General features: G+C 42.6%; 11 protein-coding genes. 3 read left to right on the top strand and 8 right to left on the bottom strand.

The annotated features are described in order from the left end of the window. Both MUN53_RS09175 and MUN53_RS09170 read right to left on the bottom strand, forming a co-directional pair. Positions 1-2,061, bottom strand: a complete 2,061-nt coding sequence (locus MUN53_RS09175; RefSeq protein ID WP_243324992.1) for an acetate--CoA ligase family protein — start codon at positions 2,059-2,061, stop codon at positions 1-3. A gap of 42 nt (positions 2,062-2,103) precedes the next feature. Beyond that, entirely contained in the window at positions 2,104-4,452 is a 2,349-nt protein-coding gene (locus tag MUN53_RS09170) for a transglycosylase domain-containing protein (RefSeq protein ID WP_243324991.1), read from the bottom strand. Positions 4,453-4,611: 159 nt separating this feature from the next. Between MUN53_RS09170 and map the strand changes: the two genes are divergently transcribed. After that, positions 4,612-5,469: a type I methionyl aminopeptidase gene (map, locus tag MUN53_RS09165; protein ID WP_243325042.1), complete on the top strand. Its 858-nt coding sequence runs from the start codon at positions 4,612-4,614 to the stop codon at positions 5,467-5,469. A 79-nt stretch (positions 5,470-5,548) separates the two neighbouring features. Here map and MUN53_RS09160 read toward each other — a convergent pair whose 3' ends face one another. The 4 genes from MUN53_RS09160 to MUN53_RS09145 all read right to left on the bottom strand — a co-directional run bounded on the left by MUN53_RS09160 (position 5,549) and on the right by MUN53_RS09145 (position 10,052). After that, on the bottom strand, positions 5,549-6,307 hold the full coding sequence (locus tag MUN53_RS09160; protein ID WP_243324989.1) for a porin family protein: 759 nt from the start codon (positions 6,305-6,307) through the stop codon (positions 5,549-5,551). 16 nt (positions 6,308-6,323) lie between these two features. Beyond that, positions 6,324-7,466, bottom strand: coding sequence for a PCMD domain-containing protein (locus MUN53_RS09155; RefSeq protein ID WP_243324987.1), 1,143 nt, complete (start codon positions 7,464-7,466; stop codon positions 6,324-6,326). A gap of 127 nt (positions 7,467-7,593) precedes the next feature. Then, positions 7,594-8,838: an ABC transporter permease gene (locus MUN53_RS09150; RefSeq protein ID WP_243324985.1), complete on the bottom strand. Its 1,245-nt coding sequence runs from the start codon at positions 8,836-8,838 to the stop codon at positions 7,594-7,596. A 14-nt stretch (positions 8,839-8,852) separates the two neighbouring features. After that, positions 8,853-10,052, bottom strand: a complete 1,200-nt coding sequence (locus MUN53_RS09145) for a pyridoxal phosphate-dependent aminotransferase (RefSeq protein WP_022455240.1) — start codon at positions 10,050-10,052, stop codon at positions 8,853-8,855. A 561-nt stretch (positions 10,053-10,613) separates the two neighbouring features. On the opposite strand from MUN53_RS09145, the gene MUN53_RS09140 reads away from it, so the two are divergent. After that, positions 10,614-12,128 carry a Gfo/Idh/MocA family protein gene (locus tag MUN53_RS09140; protein WP_394803064.1) on the top strand — a complete coding sequence of 505 codons (1,515 nt, stop codon included), beginning with the start codon at positions 10,614-10,616 and terminating at the stop codon, positions 12,126-12,128. Between the two features lie 106 nt (positions 12,129-12,234). After that, positions 12,235-13,482: a DUF4934 domain-containing protein gene (locus MUN53_RS09135; protein ID WP_243324982.1), complete on the top strand. Its 1,248-nt coding sequence runs from the start codon at positions 12,235-12,237 to the stop codon at positions 13,480-13,482. Positions 13,483-13,572: 90 nt separating this feature from the next. On the opposite strand, the gene MUN53_RS09130 is transcribed toward MUN53_RS09135, so the two are convergent. Both MUN53_RS09130 and MUN53_RS09125 read right to left on the bottom strand, forming a co-directional pair. Next, positions 13,573-13,950: a hypothetical protein gene (locus MUN53_RS09130; RefSeq protein WP_022455244.1), complete on the bottom strand. Its 378-nt coding sequence runs from the start codon at positions 13,948-13,950 to the stop codon at positions 13,573-13,575. 270 nt (positions 13,951-14,220) lie between these two features. After that, positions 14,221-15,396 carry an MFS transporter gene (locus MUN53_RS09125; protein WP_243324980.1) on the bottom strand — a complete coding sequence of 392 codons (1,176 nt, stop codon included), beginning with the start codon at positions 15,394-15,396 and terminating at the stop codon, positions 14,221-14,223. Between the last annotated feature and the right edge of the window lie 3 nt (positions 15,397-15,399).

The following is a 15,399-nucleotide window of genomic DNA, read 5'->3' as shown; positions in this document are numbered from 1 at the left end:
TTATTTCTCTATTCTGATACGGGCATCTACGGCAAACAATCCGCGTTCGGTTGCTACCAGCGGATTAATATCCATTTCTTTGATCTCATTAGCAAAGCGGAGTAACGTAGAAAGACGAACTATTAGGTCTGCATATTGCTGTTCATCGATTCCTTTTTGTCCGCGAGTTCCTTTAATGATCGGATAGCCACGCAAAGAACGGATCATGGAGAATGTTTCATCATAAGAAAGAGGAGCCAAACCGTAGCTGACATCTTTCAATACTTCTACGAAGATGCCACCTAATCCGCAGAAGACAATATGGCCGAATTTATTCTCGTATGTCGCTCCTAAGAATAACTCCTGTCCCTTTAGCATTGGCTGAACCATGATGCCTGTAACTCCCGGTAATTTCATCATCCGTTCGTATTCGAATAATAAATGTTCATCACAACGGATATTCAAGGCAACGCCGCCCATATCGCTTTTATGTACCGGACCGACAACTTTCGCTACAACCGGATATTTGATTTTACGGGCAAAAGCCAGTAGTTCTTCTTTATCGCTGGAAGTAAATTCTTCTACTAATGGTATATTGGCTGCTTTGAGTAATAAACGAGTTTCTTCCGGGCTTAAATAACCATCAGCCGGTAAGCGGTCAATAATTCTTCTTACTTCCGGAACATCAACTCCATAAAGCTGAATATCTGTACTTGCTGGTTTCGGCGTATTGAGGACACGGGCCAAAGCAGTACCCAATGTTACCTCATCCGAGAAGTTAATATGACCTTTCTTGATGAAGCTTTGTACTTCCGGACCAGCTGTTACGATAGACGGCAATACCGGGAAGATCGGTTTTCGGCATTCTTCCATTTTCTTATGAAGTACTTCGTATGCATCATAGAGCTTGACCAATCCCGGACTTCCGAAAATAACCATCATCAGATCAATGTTATCAAACCGGTTTTCGCAATAGTCAATAGCAGTTGCCAAGTGCTCTGGAGTTCCTGTTCCGATAATATCAATTGGATTACCTACAGCTGCTCCTGGATATAATTTACTTTTCAGCTCTTCTGCGATAGGTCCGTTTAGATCAGGTACATTCAATCGTCCTTTTGATAACGCATCAGCAAGCATGACTGCCGGACCACCAGCATGAGTAACGATGGCACAATTCTTACCCTTTACTTCTTTCAGGGTAAAAATACTGGCAACAGTAGTTAATTCTTCACGACTGTAGCAACGGACAATACCTGCTTTTCTGAATAAAGCTTCTACGGCTGAATCAGAACTGGCTATTGCTCCAGTATGAGATGAGGCTGCCCGTTTACCTGATTCTGTACTTCCTGCTTTTATAGCTGTGATTTTACATCCTTTGCGGATTAACGAAGAAGCATGATACAAGAGTTTATCTGGATCTTTGATCTGTTCGATATAAAGCATCTTGATTTTGGAATCCGTAGCTGCATTGAAATTCCGGTCCATGTATTCCAGAATATCTTCCACACCTAGTTGTTTGGAGTTTCCTACCGACCAAACAGATGAGAACCGTAACCCTTTGCTCAATGCTGATTCGATAATGAAGAGGGCTGTACCACCCGAACTGGATATGAAGTCAACACCATCGGGATGAAATTCAGGAATGGGTTGGGTAAATACGCCATGGAAATGAATATTCATTAAACCGATGCAGTTCGGACCGATTAAAGATGCACCTACTTCATTGATTGTATGCAAAATTTGATCTTCCAGCTGACCGCCTTCTTTGGTCTCTTCACCAAATCCGGCAGAGATGATAATAAAGGCTTTTACATTCTTTTGGTGTGCCAGCACATCAACAACTTCAACACAAGCTTTACTTGGAATGGAAAGAATGGCCATTTCCGTTTCCGGTATGTCTTGAACGGAATGATAAGACTTCAATCCTTGAACATCTGTCTCTTTTGCGTTGACAACATACAAACTTCCTTTATATTTACCATCTAACAAATTTCTGACCAGTCGTCCTCCGGGTTTATGTACATTATTAGAACCTCCAACGACAACAATGCTTTGAGGGCAAATCAACTCTCTATTAACCATACGTCTTCTCTTTATTGCGTGAATAATCGCAAATATAGAGAATTATTCGAACATTTTGTCTATTCCACCAGGGTAATTTTCTTGTCCTTGTGGTGTTGATTCTGACGATTTGTTAGCGCATGGATCCATGTATTGTTCCGGAATCTCAAATTCTTCTTCTTCGGAATAACCTAAAGACTTGTCGGCATATACTTTTTGCATAAACAAACCATAAACCGGCAGGGCAGAAGCAGCTCCTTGTCCCCATTCCATCCGGTCGAAATGTATGGATCGTTCTTCACCACCTACCCAACAACCGGAAACCAGATTAGGAGTAAAGCCCATGAACCAAGCATCGGAGTTGTTCTGTGTCGTTCCTGTTTTTCCACCCATTGGAGCTTTGATGTGGTAGCGTCCACGAATACGTCCGCCAGTACCGCCATCAATTACACTTCTCAGCATGTGTAACATCTTGAAGGATGCATCTTCTGTCAATACTTCATTCACTTGCGTTGTGAAGTTTGCAATGGTGTTACCGTAAGAATCTTCGATACGAGTTACATATAAAGGCTCAACACGAATACCTTGGTTGGCAAAGGTTGAGTAGGCACTTACCATTTCACCGACAGAAACATCCGGAGTTCCCAGACAGACTGAAACAACGGGATCTATCTCGCCTTTTAATCCGAAGGAGTGTAATAAGCGCACAAATGTATAAGGCGATAATTTGCTCATTAAGTATGCCGTTACCCAGTTATCCGAATTCTGTAATCCCCATTGGATACTTACCATTTCTCCAATCCGTTTCTTGTTGGAGTTTCTTGGAATCCACAGTTTACCATTCTCGTCGGTCAGTTGCTGCTGAACGTGCAACATTTCATCACACGGACTAATTCCTTCAATCATGGCTAAAGAGTATAAGTACGGCTTGATGGTTGAACCGATTTGCCGACGTCCTCCGTTTACCATATCGTATTGGAAGTAGTTGTAATCGATGCCGCCTACGTATGCTTTTACATGTCCATTGTGTGGATCCATTGACATGAACGCTGAGCGTAAGAAACCTTTGTGGTAGCGGATAGAATCCCAAGGAGACATGAGGGTATCAACTGGACCATCCCATGTAAATACCCGCATTTCCACCGGTTTTTGGAATTCTTTTCTCATCTCTTCCTCTTTCATGCCACTTTTCTTCATCGAGCGATACCGGTCAGTCTGATGCATGGCGCGCATCAAGATTGTATCAACTTCGCCTGCCCGCAGATCTCGGGAGAACGGAGCATAGCTTCTTCCTTTTTTCTCTCTTGTGAATTGAGGTTGAAGGTATTCACCAATATGTTCACGAACGGCTTCTTCTGCATATTTCTGCATACGAGAATCAATCGTCGTATAGATTTTCAGACCATCCGTATATAGGTTATAAAATTCTCCGTCTGCACGTTTGTTCTTGTTGCACCAGCCATACAACGGATTTGTTTCCCATGAAACGGAATCTTCTTTGAACTTTTGTTCTTGCCAAGAGGCGTAATTCTTTCGGTTCGGCTTTTTGGCTGTTAAAGTCATACGTAAGTATTCCCGGAAATACGGAGCTAAACCTTCTTTGTGGTCAATGCGTTTGAACCGAAGCTTTAACGGGAGCTTTTTCAATGAATCGCATTCAGCTGGTGTTATGTATCCGGCCTTTTGCATCTGGTCGAGTACGGTATTTCTACGGCCGCGTGTACGTTCGTTTCTGCGAACCGGATTAAAGTAAGATGGATTCTTACACATACCAACCAAAGTAGCTGCTTCTTCTATACTCAGCGTTTTCGGTGTTTTCCCGAAGTAGACAGAGGCTGCCGATTGGATTCCTACCGCGTTATAAAGGAAATCGAACTTATTCAGGTACATATTGATGATTTCCTCTTTGGTGTAATATCGTTCCAACTGAACGGCAATTACCCATTCGATAGGTTTTTGGAAAAGACGTTCCATGAAGTTATCGGCACTTGGCGAAAATAACTGCTTGGCTAATTGCTGAGTGATGGTACTTCCACCACCACCGCTCTTCTGCATCAAAATACCTCGTTTAATGATGGCTCGGAACAAACCGATTGCATCAATACCGCTGTGTTCTGCGAAGCGGATATCTTCCGTTGCGATCAAGGCTTTTACCAAATCGGGTGATAAATCGTTGTATGTAACGAAGATTCGGTTGTCTGAACTATGGGCATAACTTCCGATTGTTTTTCCATCTGAAGAAATAACCTGTGATGCATATTTGTCAATTGGGTTTTCCAATTGTTCCACAGGTGGCATATATCCGATTGAGCCGTTGGCAATAGCTGCGAAAAGCATATAGACGGCAGCTATGCCGGCGATGAATAATGACCAAAATAGAATTAAGAAACCTTTTGTTACTTTTGATGCCATTGTTTATTGGGTATTTGCTATGATAACAGACGGCAAAGATACGTATTTCTTTCCAAACTGTTTCTGCTTTTTAGGAAAGAGAATGAATAATCCTGCGTTAAGAATGAGATTTTAACCGAAGGTTTGTGTACTTTTGTGTGGCTAAAAAAGGAAAATATGATGTCAAGAAGAAAAATCAACAATTGGCACTTGATCAAAGGACAGCCTTTGACCGAGTTGGACAAGCAAGTGCTGTATTACCAGAATAAAGGACATTTGGTTCCGAAGCGAAGCCTGATAAAGACTCCGGAGCAGATCGAAGGAATCCGTCGAAGTGGTGTGGTGAATACAGGCGTCCTCGATTTGGTGGAAAGTGAAATTAAAGAAGGTATGTCGACCGAGCAGATCGATAAGCTGGTTTATGAATACACGATGGATCATGGAGCTATTCCGGCTCCGCTTCATTACGAAGGGTTTCCAAAGAGCGTTTGTACTTCGATCAACGAGGTGGTTTGTCATGGAATTCCCAGTGAGAAGGAGATTTTGCGGGACGGAGATATTATAAATGTAGATGTTTCTACGATTTTGGACGGATATTATTCGGATGCTTCCCGCATGTTTATGATCGGGAATGTTTCTCCTGCCAAACGTCGTTTGGTAGAAGTAACGAAAGAGTGTTTGCAGATTGGTATGGAAGTTGCCAAGCCTTTTGGCTTTGTCGGGGATATAGGTCATGCCATTCAGAAACATGCCGAAAAGAACGGTTATTCTGTCGTGCGTGATTTATGTGGTCATGGTGTTGGTTTGGAGTTTCACGAAGAACCCGAAGTTACTCATTTTGGAAAGAAAGGAACCGGAATGTTATTGGTGCCCGGTATGGTATTTACCATTGAGCCCATGATTAATATGGGTCGGTATGATGTTTATATCGATGCTGATGATAACTGGACGGTCTTAACCGATGATGGTTTGCCTTCAGCCCAATGGGAACATACTTTTGTAATGACGGACCATGGATTGGAAATATTGACTCATTAACCGAAATGTTCTTGATATAGACAGACGGCACGGATTCCTTCTTCTAGATGGTAATCCGTGCCGCATTTGTTTCTTATTGTTATAGCCGATAGGCAATTCCCAAAGAAAGGTAGATGTTATACATCTTATAGGATAAACCTTCGAAGTCGGAGGGGAATATCGGGACTAATCCCCAAGATAGCTGAGCTGTTGCGGCTATCTTCTTGGTGAAGAACCAGTCTCCTGAAGCCATAATACCGGCATCAAACGAACGAACTTCTTCTGCGAAGTCGTAGGTGGCACTTTCTACATTGATTTTCTCTCCGGTGGGACCGCCGTTTCGGATATATCCGTCTGATGCGACACCTTCGAATTTGGCATCATTCTGGAAGGCTACATAACCACCCAGTCTGACTGACCATTGATCGTTAGGTCGCCAGGCTGCCATAAGGGGTAATACCAGATATCCGTTACGGACATTTGTCTGGTCTTTTCCGGAAAAGGCTCCGGTGAATTTACCTGAATGATCTCCTTCACCGACAACCAGGCTTGTATATAAGTATTTTACATCAGCTTCAACTTTCATTCCCTTCAAGTCGATGGCCAAACCGGTTGTTACGCCCCAGTTCGGATCGAGCCAGCGGGTTAGGTGGAAAGCCAACGTTCCGCCAAATCCGGGTTTCCAATAATTGATTTTACGGATCTCGGCTGGGATAGGAAACGGACTGGTTCCTCCTAAATTATAAGCCGCAAAGACTTTCTTTTCCCAATGTTGTCTGAATTCCTGGGCATTTATAGATAGGCTTACTGACATAAGCAGTAAACATGTTACGATGTATTTGATCCATATTCTTTTCATATTATAATCCTTTCTTTTAGTATGACGAAACAACTTCGTCTTCTTCCGTAATTATCTTCGCATCATCAACAATCAATTCACTGCCGGGCGTTCCTTCATACCGGTCTCCCCAAAAACTGGAAGAAAAAACTACAGCCAGTTTATATTCGTGTTTGCTAAAATCAATTACTTCATCATTCAAACGTTTGAACTCGATGTCGAAAGCATGCAGTTCTTCTCCATCAGTTGATGAACGGTCGGGAAGCATTGCCTGCAAGATGATATTGGGATGATTGTGTACATTTGTTCCATCCAATACTTGCAGGTTTTCATCAATCCGATAGAAAACGGCATAAATGGCACACGAATCTTTTACTCCCGGTTTGGGATTTCCGTCCGAACCAATGTAATCTCCTGTACCTGCCTTATACTTATAGTAACCGGTGAAACGGACTGGTATCTGATTGAACGGTTGTCCCATTTGTGTAGCGGTCAACGGATCTTTCAGGGCATTCAGTAAGTTCATTTTGCCTGTATATAAAGAACCGGCTACGATTGGAATGTATTGAATGCCTAAAATACTGCCTGGTCCTTCTTTGGTAATCATCTTGGCGGCAAAACCGTCGTTGTGTTCGATTGCGTATGTAGGATACTGTTCCGGTACCGGAAATTGCTGATACAAGGCAACACCCTGATTACTGGTTGAGAAGATACTGTATGTAGTACCGTCGTTCGTCTTTTGTACGGGCGTTGCATAATGGAAGGAACTGTTTTCTTCCCAGTATGAAAACTCGAAGTTCTTCATCAGTGATGTATAGACATCTTCATCGTCCATCACAATCATCTGTACTTTATAATCGCGGGTATGAATACCGTCTTGTGCTGTTACCCGATAAGTAACCGGGTTGGTAAAATCAACGGTTTCACCCGAAGCCGGAGATACGGTTGAGAATTCATTGACCGTTACTTCCGGAGCCAGGGCTGTCAGATCGGCCTTTTTATTCAGCAACACTTGAATTGTATTCTGTCCTTGGTTGATGACGGGGTCACTGAACAAAAGCTCCGACGGGAGCGTGAATGATTCTATTTCTGCTTCCGGACATAATGGCTCGTCTTGTATGCAGGATGTCAACCCTATACAAATCCATAGGGTAGTGATTATTCCTCGTAGTGTCTTCATCTGTGCGATTTAACTATTTATTGTTTCTATGTAATTATACCTCAATAAAATGAACAAGTAGGATCCTGAATAAGTTGACCGGTCGAAGAGAAACTTGATTCTTTTAACGAAAAGCAGGTAACCTGATTTATTCGAATCGGATACTTCGGGCCGGACTTATTTGAGTGATCAGATATGATGGTCCCAACATCATTAACATGGAAATAGCCAGTGTCCCGATATTTAATAAGATCAGTGAGGTAATACTCAAATCTATGGGAACGGCATCCAGGTAATAGATAGTTGGATCCAGTTTGAGTATATGGGTTGTTGATTGAAGTACACAAATGGCAATTCCAATCAGATTTCCCCAAAGCATTCCTTTGCCGATGAGGAAGAAAGATACATATAAGAATACTTTCCGGATGCTCCGGTTATTCTCTCCTAAGGCTTTCAGGATGCCGATCATATTGGTGCGTTCCAGAATAATGATCAATAAGCCGGAGATCATGGTAAAGCCGGCAACAGCCAGCATAAGTACCAGAATCACTACCACATTGATGTCGAGTACATCCAGCCAGCTGAATATCATTGGATTCAGATCTTTAATGGATCGGACATAATAACTGTTCCCTTGGCGATCTTGTCGGTTGGCCATCTCGAAGTAAAGGTCTTCGGCTGTCTGGTCGAGTTGGTCATAATCATGTACCAATAGTTCGATACCGCTAACCTGATCGTCGTCCCATCCGTTCAAACGTCTTACTTGTCTGATATCGGCAAAGACAAACAGTTTGTCGTAGTCGGCAAAACCGGTTTCGTAGATACCTGAAATGTGAAACTTCCGTACGCGGACTTCTTCTCCTACAAAGTAGGTTAGGAATGAATCGTTCAGCTTTAAACCCAACAAATCGGAAAGGTATTTAGAGATCAGTACGTCGGTCGACCGCTTGTCCGGATCGAAATGCAGGATATCTCCTTCTTTCAGGTTTTTCTTCAGGAAAGTCCAGTCGTACTGTTCGTCAATACCTTTCAAGACAATCCCTTGGAAATCCTGTTCTGTTTTCAGAATTCCCGGCTTAGTAGCAAAGGGTTCCACGTGGGCAATTGCCGGATTGGCAGCCAACGCTTGCAATAAAGTATCCGAAAAGGCAATCGGTATGGTTTCGTAGGAGGTGTTGTTGTCGAAATTGGAGATCTGGATATGTGTACCGAACCCGATGACTTTATTCCGTACTTCTTTCTTGAATCCGATAACGATGGCCACAGAAAGAATCATGACAGCCAAACCAAGCGCAATGCCAATCATGGCAATCCGGATAGCCGGCGGCGTAGCTTGTCTGTCACCTTCCTTGTTGAAATGTATCTTTCTTGCGATAAAAAGTTCCAGATTCATCCAGTTTCTTTTAATTAAATGGTTCTGCCCGGATAGGCTTCAAGTGCCTTCTTTAGTACGATCAAGGCATTGGCCAAGTCTTCTTTCTTCAGCACGTAAGCCATACGTACCTCGTCTTTTCCCAGTCCGGGTGTAGTATAGAAGCCCGAAGCCGGAGCCATCATAACGGTCTGTCCTTCGTATTCGAAGTCGCTTAAACACCAGGCGCAGAACTTATCGGCATCATCTACCGGCAATTTGACTACAGTGTAAAACGCACCCATCGGAATCGGTGAATAACATCCCGGAATCCGGTTTAATCCGTCAATCAGGAATTTACGGCGTTCTACATATTCATTATATACGTTCAGCATATAATCATTGGGTGTATCCAACGAGGCTTCGGCAATAATCTGACCAATCAGAGGCGGACTCAAACGGGCCTGGCACCATTTCATGACATTCTCTTTTACCATCTGATTCTTGGTGATCAAGGCTCCGATACGGATACCGCATTCGCTGTACCGCTTGGATACCGAATCAACCAGTACGACGTTGTTTTCAATCCCTTCCAAATGAAAAGCAGAAATATAGGGTGCGCCGGTATAACAGAATTCGCGATAGACTTCATCCGAGAATAAGAACAGATCGTATTTCTTGACAATGTCGCGAATCTGATTCATCTCTTTCTGTGTATATAAATATCCGGTCGGGTTGTTCGGGTTACAGATCAGGATCGCTTTTGTACGAGGGGTGATCAGCTCTTCAAAGCGTTCGACCGACGGCAGGGCGAAACCTTCGTCGATGGTAGAAGGGATCGTTTTGATCACAGCTCCACACGAAATGGCAAATGCCATGTAGTTGGCATACGCCGGTTCGGGAACGATAATCTCATCTCCCGGATCCAGACAAGCCATAAATGAGAAAAATACGGCTTCCGAACCACCGGTGGTAATGATAATATCGTCAGCATCTACCAGGATATTAAACTTCGCGTAATATTTCACTAACTTTTCACGGAAACTACGGATTCCTTCGCTGGGCGAATATTCAAGCACCGTACGATCAATATGGCGCATCGCCTCCATCGCGACTTCGGGTGTTGGCACATCCGGTTGCCCGATATTGAGGTGATACACTTTGATTCCTTTAGCTTTTGCCTGATTGGCCAGCGGAACAAGTTTTCTGATAGGAGAAGCCGGCATATTGACTCCTCGTTGTGAGATATTCGGCATTATTTCTTAATTTTTGTTCATTTGAAACACAAAGATAGGGATTAATTGCTAATCGCCAAGGTAGATGGGCTTTTTATTTCTAAGTTTTCATTCCTGCACATCTTCTCCTCGGAGGATGTTTCTAACGCTTCTGGCAGAGTATCTCAAGGATCGGAGTTGAAACCTTACTTGTTTTTAATTTTTTGACAGATGTCGAAAAGCTTTAGCACATTTGTCAAAAAGCTTTATCACATATATGGAAAAGCTTTACGACAATAGTCAAAAAATTACTTTGCAAGCAATTATTCCCTATATCCTGCCGGATAAGGAACTGCGAAGAGTTGGGCGTGGGATTATTTTTAAGTCGGAATATTGGGTTATTCCAATATTTTGAATATATTTGCCCTTTCAAAAGCATATAATTGCATAATTTAATTGTGGGTGGCAGTGATTTGGAATAATATCGAAACTAATTGGAAATATATACATTAATAATTAATAAGTAATAAAGACATGAAGAAAATTACTCAGTGGGTAGTTGGAGCTTGCGCAGCGTTCGCGCTTATCTCTACTCCCGTATCCATGAACGCACAATCTTTGTCTCCTTCCACAAAGTGGCATTGGGAGAAGGGAACGATCGTAATTGATACACCCGAACGTCCGGCTGGTCAGCAGCACGCTTTAGGTTTGAAAGCTCCTAAGTTGAATGTTGTACGCGTAGCCTTCGTAGGTTTGGGTATGCGTGGTCCGGGTGCTGTTGAACGTTTCACTTATATACCAGGTGTTCAGATTGTAGCCTTGTGTGATTATGAGAAAGATCGTGCTGAAAAGTGCCAGGATATTTTGCGTAAGGCAAGTCTGCCGCCTGCTGCTATTTATTCAGGAGCTGAAGGCTATAAAGAACTTTGCCAGCGTGAAGACGTAGACTTGGTATACATCGCTGCCGATTGGGATCATCACTTCCCGATTGCTAAATGTGCTCTTGAAAACGGCAAGCATACGGCGATCGAAGTACCGTCTGCCATGAATCTGGAACAATGCTGGGAGCTGATCAACTTATCTGAAAAGACTCGCAAGCATTGTATGATTTTGGAAAACTGCTGTTACGACTGGTTTGAAATGAATACCTTGAATATGGCACAACAGGGTGTATTCGGAGAAGTAATCCGTGCTCAGGGTGCTTATATTCATAACTTGGATGACTTCTGGGATTACTATTGGAAGAACGGAAAAGAAGACAAGTTAGGCTGGCGTTTGCGCTATAATAAGGAAAATCGTGGTGACGTATATGCTACTCACGGCTTAGGCCCGGTTGCTCAGGCGTTGGATATCCATCGTGGTGACCGCATGACTACTTTGGTTGCTATGGATACGAAGTCGGTTCATGGTAAAGCTTTGGTTGAAAGAGCAACAGGCGAGAAGTGTGATAACTTCCGCAATGGCGATCATACAACTACTTTGATTCGTACTGAAAACGGTAAGGTAATCGAAATCCAGCATGACGTAATGAATCCGCAGCCATACAATCGTTTGTATCAGCTGACTGGTACAAAAGGTTTCGCCAATAAGTATCCGGTAGAAGGTTATGCTATTGATTCAAAGCAGATGGCAGCATCAGGTGTTCAGCCGAAGGTAGATAACCTGAGCACACACTCTTTCTTGCCGAAAGAAGAAATGGATGCTTTGGTTGCTAAATTCCAGCACCCGATCTTGAAGAAATACGGTGAAATGGCTAAAGAAGTAGGTGGTCATGGTGGTATGGACTTCATCATGGACTCTCGTCTGGTATATTGCTTGCAGAACGGTTTACCATTGGATATGGACGTATATGATTTGGCTGAATGGTGTAGCTTGGCTGAACTGGGTGCCATTTCTATGGATAACGGTTGTGCAGCCGTTGCTTTCCCTGACTTCACTCGCGGACATTGGAACGATGTAAAAGGATACAAACATGCGTTTGCTACTCCGGAAGAAGAAGAAGCTTCTATGAAGATTGCTCAAGAGTTTACTGCAAAACAGAAAGAACTGGGAGCAAAAGAATGGGAAAAAATAGCCAAGAAAGAAGCTAAGGCTGCTAAGAAAGCTGCCAAGAAGTAAAATAAGTAAATAAGTTGACAAGGGAACATGGCTTTAAGGAGCATTGTTCCCTTGTTTTCTTCTTGACTTGTCGATTCGCTAACTTTTTAAATCTATCTGACTGACCATGAAAATAAATTCTTTTTATTGGGCTTTGCCCTTGAGTATATGGCTGGGATGCAGCTGCAGTTCTTCTATCAAGAAGGGCGAATTGGAAACTATTGCTGTCGGATCGGCCTATTCCACTTTAACTACCATAAAGGCATCTGATTATTTCCAGCATATAACGTACATTCCACTCGAAACGACTGATAGTGTTTTGGTCGGCAATGCGCCTTCCATTCGTCTGGCTGGAAACCGTTTGATAGTTTCTTCAGCCCAAAAACAATGCTTTTCTTTCAATAAATCTGATGGGCGTTTTGTAGCTTCATTAGGACATATCGGAAATGATCCGGAAGGATGTTGGGAATTGACTGGCTGGCTTGATGCCGAAAATGGATATCTTTATTTTTCGAAAGGTGACGGCGTTTCTGCTGTTTATGATACGGAAGGAAATTTTATCGGCACATCGAAAGAAGTAGAATTGAGTGAAGGCTTGTTTGGAATTGATTCGAATGATTACTTGGATAAGCAAATTCGGGTGAAACACTTGCCGGCTTCTGCCACAAAACCCGACCGGATAGTTCTTTACCAAGATACCACCTTACTGGCATCTTATCCTTCTCATGGGGAAGAAAAAGCAACTGTTTCCGGAAATCAGGCAGACATTGAAAGCATCGCTGTATTCCAACAGGCATTGATGGGACATTCGATGATTTTTATCCGTTATAAGAACGGAGATGAAATGGGTCTCATTCCAACCGAACATCCTTTCTGGCATGTGGGAGAGAAGTTATATTTCCGTGAATACTTTAATGATACCATTTATCAGGTAACGAAAGAAGGATTAGTGCCTGAACGGCGATTTGATTTCGGGGCTATGAAGTGGAAGCGGGAAGACCGGTATGATGTTCAGAAAGACGAAGCAATCTATCCGTTGGAAGTAATGGAAAACGACCGGTTCTTGTGGTTACGTTTTGTTGTCAATCTTTATCGGCAAGACAAGCGAAAAGCCTACAATGCACTTTATCTGAAGGAAACCGGAGAAGTAAAGGTTGCTGCTTATGAGGAAGGACTAGAAAATGACCTGAACGGATTCTTGCCTTTACAACCCACTTTTGTAACGGCCGACGGTGAATTTGCCCAGATAATTCCGGCCGAAACAATAGCTGAATGGTTTGAAGAACATCCGGATGTAGCAGAACTTCCGAAAGAAGTGAAAGCCTTGAAAGAAATCACGGCAGAAGATAATCCGGTAGTTGTCTTGATGAAGTAAACTTGCTGAAGGATACAATCTGCGTATATAGCAAAAGAGACTTTGACGTTCACCATCAAAGTCTCTTTTGTTTATGAACAAGTAACGATATTACTTGTTATCTGCCAAGTAAGAATCCGGAGCAACATCGAAACCAGCCAAACGATTGTTGTTGTTGGTTACGTTGATTAATGCTACGTATTTACGATATTGATCACGATTCAACACTTTCTTCATCAACTTCAAATTGCTGTAAATTGCTTTCTGCATTTTTACTTCTTTCTGATCTTCTGAAGCACGCAAACTTGCCTTCTGCATTTCGTGGAAGTATTCATTGATGTTTTCTACTTCTCTAACCTGATCAGAAGTTAACTGCAAATAACAGCTCAACTGATATGTATTAGCTGAGAACGGAATCTTTTTGTTATTTGCAAAACTAACTGTTGCGCTCATCAATACAGCAGCAACGAATAAACCTAAACGTTTCATAATCAATAATCCTAAAATAATTAAACCTAAAAACAACCTAAAATGTAACCTAAACTCTCTATACCAACATCCCGTGTTGATATCATTTCTTTTTCGAAGGCAAAGATATAAATGTGTTTTATAGCATAACTATCCGGCATTATTAATAATTGTAAATTGTGTATCGTAATTGATATAAATCAAGGAATATGGCTTAACTTTAGCAATAATAGGGTATAAATGTAGAACTAAATGAAATGGTTTTGTAATAATCGTTGTCATTATGTAATACTATTTCCCTATTTTATTCCGTTCATATGAGGCCTTTGTCCAATGCCAGTATACGAATAGAGAGGCCACACAGCAAAGTGATCCGAAAAGATAAGCGGCCGACAAGCTGATGTGTGCAGATATAAAACCGGCTAAAAGCATTCCGATACCGACTCCCACGTCAAATGAAGTCAGATACGTAGAAGTCGCAGTTCCACGCAGGCTGTGTGGCGCCACATTGACGAACAGACATTGAAAAGCCGGTACTCCTGTTCCGAATCCGATCCCGATGAATAAGGCTGCTCCATAGAATACTTCAGGACGATGGATGGTGGCAAACAAGGCGAAAGATAGGATCAGGCAGATGATGGAAGAAGAGGCAACCTGATGAATCTTGCCATGATCAACCAAACGACCGGAGATTAATCTGGAAATACCAACACCAATGGCCATGAATACAAAGAAGTAACCGGGTTCAGCGATTCCGATTTCTTTTCCATACAATACGACAAACGAGGTAAGCATGCCATAAGGTATGGCTATTAATATATAGGAAGCAGCGGCAGGCAATGCTGTGAGCAGAATGAACCGGTCTAGTGAAAAGGCCGGACGCTTGACTGGTTTACGGGCTGGATACTGAATGAACAAAACCGAAAGCATGCCAGCCAGGGAAATACCCAGACAAATCCAGATGATGGATGAAAAGCCATGATGGGCATAGGCAGCGACAGCGACCAACGGAGCCAACGACATGGCCAGATTGATAGTCAGTCCGTAAAATCCCATTCCTTCGCCTCTTCTTTCGGAAGGTATCACATCAATGGTTATGGTGTTACCGGCAACAGATGTTAATCCCATGAAGCCTCCTTGCAAGAAACGGATGAGCAGCAACAAGCCCAAAGCCGTAAAGAAATAACCGAAGAAGAATATTCCGAATAATGTGAAAGCAAACAGATACAATGGCTTGCGGGAGAAACAATCAACCAGATATCCGGAAAAAGGACGGACGCACAAGACGCCAATTGTATAACTGGACAAAGCAATTCCGACTTCCGATTTTCCGATACCCAATTCTTCTGTCAGATAGACAGGCATAGTAGGCATCAGCATGTAGAATGCAAAGTTCATGAGGAAGTAGGATAGACAACATTGCACGAAATTGCGGTTCCACAAAATCGGTTTCCCTGATGATTCCATGTC

It is taken from the genome of Parabacteroides faecalis, from assembly GCF_022809355.1.
In the GTDB taxonomy this organism is placed as follows: Bacteria; Bacteroidota; Bacteroidia; order Bacteroidales; family Tannerellaceae; genus Parabacteroides; species Parabacteroides faecalis.
This window is presented reverse-complemented; position numbering and strand designations above follow the sequence as displayed.

Excerpts from the sequence above, each read along its gene's own strand:
- MUN53_RS09160 (WP_243324989.1), bottom strand. The coding sequence starts at position 6,307 with ATGAAAAGAATATGGATCAAATACATCGTAACATGTTTACTGCTTATG.
- MUN53_RS09125 (WP_243324980.1), bottom strand. The coding sequence starts at position 15,396 with ATGGAATCATCAGGGAAACCGATTTTGTGGAACCGCAATTTCGTGCAA.
- MUN53_RS09130 (WP_022455244.1), bottom strand. The coding sequence starts at position 13,950 with ATGAAACGTTTAGGTTTATTCGTTGCTGCTGTATTGATGAGCGCAACA.
- map (WP_243325042.1), top strand. The coding sequence starts at position 4,612 with ATGTCAAGAAGAAAAATCAACAATTGGCACTTGATCAAAGGACAGCCT.
- MUN53_RS09175 (WP_243324992.1), bottom strand. The coding sequence starts at position 2,061 with ATGGTTAATAGAGAGTTGATTTGCCCTCAAAGCATTGTTGTCGTTGGA.
- MUN53_RS09170 (WP_243324991.1), bottom strand. The coding sequence starts at position 4,452 with ATGGCATCAAAAGTAACAAAAGGTTTCTTAATTCTATTTTGGTCATTA.
- MUN53_RS09155 (WP_243324987.1), bottom strand. The coding sequence starts at position 7,466 with ATGAAGACACTACGAGGAATAATCACTACCCTATGGATTTGTATAGGG.
- MUN53_RS09140 (WP_394803064.1), top strand. The coding sequence starts at position 10,614 with ATGAACGCACAATCTTTGTCTCCTTCCACAAAGTGGCATTGGGAGAAG.
- MUN53_RS09150 (WP_243324985.1), bottom strand. The coding sequence starts at position 8,838 with ATGAATCTGGAACTTTTTATCGCAAGAAAGATACATTTCAACAAGGAA.
- MUN53_RS09145 (WP_022455240.1), bottom strand. The coding sequence starts at position 10,052 with ATGCCGAATATCTCACAACGAGGAGTCAATATGCCGGCTTCTCCTATC.
- MUN53_RS09135 (WP_243324982.1), top strand. The coding sequence starts at position 12,235 with ATGAAAATAAATTCTTTTTATTGGGCTTTGCCCTTGAGTATATGGCTG.